Below are 5,134 nucleotides of genomic sequence, written 5' to 3' on the forward strand. Positions count from 1 at the left end.
GCAATTAAACATTTACGGAGAGTTTGATCCTGGCTCAGGACGAACGCTGGCGGCGTGCTTAACACATGCAAGTCGAACGATGAACTCCAGCTTGCTGGGGGGATTAGTGGCGAACGGGTGAGTAACACGTGAGTAACCTGCCCTTGACTCTGGGATAAGCGTTGGAAACGACGTCTAATACCGGATACGACCAGCCTCGGCATCGAGTGTTGGTGGAAAGAATTTTGGTCAAGGATGGACTCGCGGCCTATCAGGTAGTTGGTGAGGTAATGGCTCACCAAGCCTACGACGGGTAGCCGGCCTGAGAGGGTGACCGGCCACACTGGGACTGAGACACGGCCCAGACTCCTACGGGAGGCAGCAGTGGGGAATATTGCACAATGGGCGAAAGCCTGATGCAGCAACGCCGCGTGAGGGACGACGGCCTTCGGGTTGTAAACCTCTTTTAGCAGGGAAGAAGCGAAAGTGACGGTACCTGCAGAAAAAGCACCGGCTAACTACGTGCCAGCAGCCGCGGTAATACGTAGGGTGCAAGCGTTGTCCGGAATTATTGGGCGTAAAGAGCTCGTAGGCGGTTTGTCGCGTCTGCTGTGAAAACCCGAGGCTCAACCTCGGGCCTGCAGTGGGTACGGGCAGACTAGAGTGCGGTAGGGGAGATTGGAATTCCTGGTGTAGCGGTGGAATGCGCAGATATCAGGAGGAACACCGATGGCGAAGGCAGATCTCTGGGCCGTTACTGACGCTGAGGAGCGAAAGGGTGGGGAGCAAACAGGCTTAGATACCCTGGTAGTCCACCCCGTAAACGTTGGGAACTAGATGTGGGGACCATTCCACGGTCTCCGTGTCGCAGCTAACGCATTAAGTTCCCCGCCTGGGGAGTACGGCCGCAAGGCTAAAACTCAAAGGAATTGACGGGGGCCCGCACAAGCGGCGGAGCATGCGGATTAATTCGATGCAACGCGAAGAACCTTACCAAGGCTTGACATATACCGGAAACGGCGAGAGATCGTCGCCCCGCAAGGTCGGTATACAGGTGGTGCATGGTTGTCGTCAGCTCGTGTCGTGAGATGTTGGGTTAAGTCCCGCAACGAGCGCAACCCTCGTTCTATGTTGCCAGCACGTAATGGTGGGAACTCATGGGATACTGCCGGGGTCAACTCGGAGGAAGGTGGGGACGACGTCAAATCATCATGCCCCTTATGTCTTGGGCTTCACGCATGCTACAATGGCCAGTACAAAGGGCTGCAATACCGTAAGGTGGAGCGAATCCCAAAAAGCTGGTCCCAGTTCGGATTGAGGTCTGCAACTCGACCTCATGAAGTCGGAGTCGCTAGTAATCGCAGATCAGCAACGCTGCGGTGAATACGTTCCCGGGCCTTGTACACACCGCCCGTCAAGTCATGAAAGTCGGTAACACCCGACGCCGGTGGCCTAACCCTTTATTGGGAGGGAGCCGTCTAAGGTGGGATTGGTAATTAGGACTAAGTCGTAACAAGGTAGCCGTACCGGAAGGTGCGGCTGGATCACCTCCTTTCTAAGGAGCATGTGCACCCGCGTCCCTGTTTACAGGACGCAGTAGTGGTGCCAAGTCAGTTCAGGAGCAAATGTTTCCTGCTGGCGCTCATGGGTGGAACATTGACATTGATGCGGATCGGAATGTTCCGACACGAGTACGCCCGGGTTTACCTGGGAAGGAAAGTGTCGGGTCGGCCTGGTTCGCTGTTGCACGCTGTTGGGTCCTGAGGGACCGGAACACAGTCACGGAAGTGGTTGTGGGCTGAACTCTCTGGACCTTCTCCTGTTGGCAGAACCGTTATGGTGGCCGGCGGGGTGGGTACCGCCCGTACTTTGAGAACTACACAGTGGACGCGAGCATCTTAGATTTGAACATCTAATGTTCAAATCACAGAAACAATTTGCTCTGGACTTTATTGTTCAGAGTTCATTGGTCAATTTTTCCGAAACGATAAATTCGATTCAAACTCATGTGATTGCAAGTTTCTAAGAGCAAACGGTGGATGCCTTGGCATCTGGAGCCGAAGAAGGACGTAGTAATCTGCGATAAGCCTCGGGGAGCTGATAAACAAGCTTCGATCCGAGGATTTCCGAATGGGGAAACCCCGCCAGGCGTCGCAAGTCGACCTGGTGACTCCCGCCTGAATATATAGGGCGGGTAGAGGGAACGTGGGGAAGTGAAACATCTCAGTACCCACAGGAAGAGAAAACAACAGTGATTCCGTCAGTAGTGGCGAGCGAAATCGGAACAGGCTAAACCGAGCATGTGTGATACCCGGCAGGGGTTGCATGTTCGGGGTTGTGGGACTTTTCAGTACTGGCTGCCGCTGGTGCAGCGTTACAGAGCGTTATAGACGAACAGGATTGAAAGCCTGGTCAGAGAGGGTGCGAACCCCGTAGTCGAAATGACGTGATGGCGCGAGAAGTATCCCAAGTATCACGGGGCCCGAGAAATCCCGTGTGAATCTGTCAGGACCACCTGATAAGCCTAAATACTCCCAGATGACCGATAGCGAACAAGTACCGTGAGGGAAAGGTGAAAAGTACCCCGGGAGGGGAGTGAAATAGTACCTGAAACCGTTTGCTTACAAACCGTTGGAGCCTCCTTGTAGGGGTGACAGCGTGCCTTTTGAAGAATGAGCCTGCGAGTTAGCGATATGTGGCGAGGTTAACCCGTGAGGGGTAGCCGTAGCGAAAGCGAGTCTGAATAGGGCGATTCAGTCGCATGTCCTAGACCCGAAGCGAAGTGATCTATCCATGGCCAGGTTGAAGCGCGTGTAAGAGCGCGTGGAGGACCGAACCCACTTAGGTTGAAAACTGAGGGGATGAGCTGTGGATAGGGGTGAAAGGCCAATCAAACTTCGTGATAGCTGGTTCTCTCCGAAATGCATTTAGGTGCAGCGTTGCGTGTTTCTTGCCGGAGGTAGAGCTACTGGATGGCTAATGGGCCCTAAAAGGTTACTGACGTCAGCCAAACTCCGAATGCCGGTAAGTGAGAGCGCAGCAGTGAGACGGTGGGGGATAAGCTTCATCGTCGAGAGGGAAACAACCCAGACCACCAACTAAGGTCCCCAAGCGCGTGCTAAGTGGGAAAGGATGTGGAGTTGCACAGACAACCAGGAGGTTGGCTTAGAAGCAGCCACCCTTGAAAGAGTGCGTAATAGCTCACTGGTCAAGTGATTCCGCGCCGACAATTTAACGGGGCTCAAGCACGCCACCGAAGTTGTGGCATTGACGTTTTAGGTAGGCCGCACATTGAGTGTGTTGGTCCAGCCATGTTGATGGGTAGGAGAGCGTCGTGTGGCCAGCGAAGCGGCGGTGTAAACCAGCCGTGGAGGCCACACGAGTGAGAATGCAGGCATGAGTAGCGAAAGACGGGTGAGAAACCCGTCCTCCGAAAGACCAAGGGTTCCAGGGCCAGGCTAATCCGCCCTGGGTAAGTCGGGACCTAAGGCGAGGCCGACAGGCGTAGTCGATGGACAACGGGTTGATATTCCCGTACTGACGAAGAACCGCCCAAACTAATCCAGTAATGCTAAGTGTCTGAATCCTTCTGATTGATCCCTTCGGGGTGAGACGGGAGGCCTAGCGCACGACCCTATGCTGGTGCGGTTAGCGTATTAACAGGTGTGACGCAGGAAGGTAGTCGGTCCTGGGCGATGGTTGTCCCAGGCCAAGGTTGTAGGCCGAGAGATAGGCAAATCCGTCTCTCATCCAGGCTGAGAACTGAAGGGGAGCCCGCAAGGGCAAGATCCGATGATCCTATGCTGCCAAGAAAAGCATCGACGCGAGGTTCCAGTCACCCGTACCCCAAACCGACTCAGGTGGTCAGGTAGAGAATACCAAGGAGATCGAGAGAATCGTGGTTAAGGAACTCGGCAAAATGCCCCCGTAACTTCGGGAGAAGGGGGGCCTGACACGTCAGCGGATTTACTCCGGGAAGCGTGGTAGGGCCGCAGAGACCAGTGGGAAGCGACTGTTTACTAAAAACACAGGTCCGTGCCAAGTCGCAAGACGATGTATACGGACTGACGCCTGCCCGGTGCTGGAAGGTTAAGAGGAACGGTTAGCCGCAAGGCGAAGCTGAGAATTTAAGCCCCAGTAAACGGCGGTGGTAACTATAACCATCCTAAGGTAGCGAAATTCCTTGTCGGGTAAGTTCCGACCTGCACGAATGGCGTAACGACTTCCCAGCTGTCTCAACCGCGAACTCGGCGAAATTGCACTACGAGTAAAGATGCTCGTTACGCGCAGCAGGACGGAAAGACCCCGTGACCTTTACTACAGCTTGGTATTGGTGTTCGGTGTGGCTTGTGTAGGATAGGTGGGAGACTGTGAAGCCGGCACGCTAGTGTCGGTGGAGTCATTGTTGAAATACCACTCTGGTCATATTGGATATCTAACTTCGAACCGTAATCCGGTTCAGGGACAGTGCCTGGTGGGTAGTTTAACTGGGGCGGTTGCCTCCTAAAAAGTAACGGAGGCGCCCAAAGGTTCCCTCAATCTGGTTGGCAATCAGATGTCGAGTGTAAGTGCACAAGGGAGCTTGACTGTGAGACTGACAAGTCGAGCAGGGACGAAAGTCGGGACTAGTGATCCGGCAGTGGCTTGTGGAAGCGCTGTCGCTCAACGGATAAAAGGTACCTCGGGGATAACAGGCTGATCTTGCCCAAGAGTCCATATCGACGGCATGGTTTGGCACCTCGATGTCGGCTCGTCGCATCCTGGGGCTGGAGTAGGTCCCAAGGGTTGGGCTGTTCGCCCATTAAAGCGGTACGCGAGCTGGGTTTAGAACGTCGTGAGACAGTTCGGTCCCTATCCGCTGCGCGCGCAGGAAATTTGAGAGGATCTGACCCTAGTACGAGAGGACCGGGTTGGACGAACCTCTGGTGTGTCAGTTGTTCCGCCAGGAGCACCGCTGATTAGCTACGTTCGGGATGGATAACCGCTGAAAGCATCTAAGCGGGAAGCCGGCCTCAAGATGAGATTTCCACGCCTTCGGGCGAGAGGCTCCCAGCTAGACTACTGGGTTGATAGGCCGGATGTGGAAGAGAGGACTAACGACTCTCGGAGCTGACCGGTACTAATAAGCCGATAACTTGATAATCAAACCCACCCT

At 54.6% G+C, this 5,134-nt stretch carries 2 rRNA genes; both read left to right on the top strand.

Annotated elements, in window-relative coordinates:
• Nucleotides 1–11 precede the first annotated feature (11 nt).
• A 16S ribosomal RNA gene (locus tag ABIE24_RS17630) occupies nt 12–1,534 on the top strand.
• Between the two features lie 457 nt (nt 1,535–1,991).
• Nucleotides 1,992–5,122, top strand: a 23S ribosomal RNA gene (locus ABIE24_RS17635).
• Together the 16S and 23S rRNA genes form the textbook arrangement of a ribosomal RNA operon.
• Nucleotides 5,123–5,134: the final 12 nt, after the last annotated feature.

This window comes from Mycetocola sp. 2940 (genome assembly GCF_040548835.1).
Taxonomy (GTDB): domain Bacteria; phylum Actinomycetota; class Actinomycetes; order Actinomycetales; family Microbacteriaceae; genus Mycetocola_A.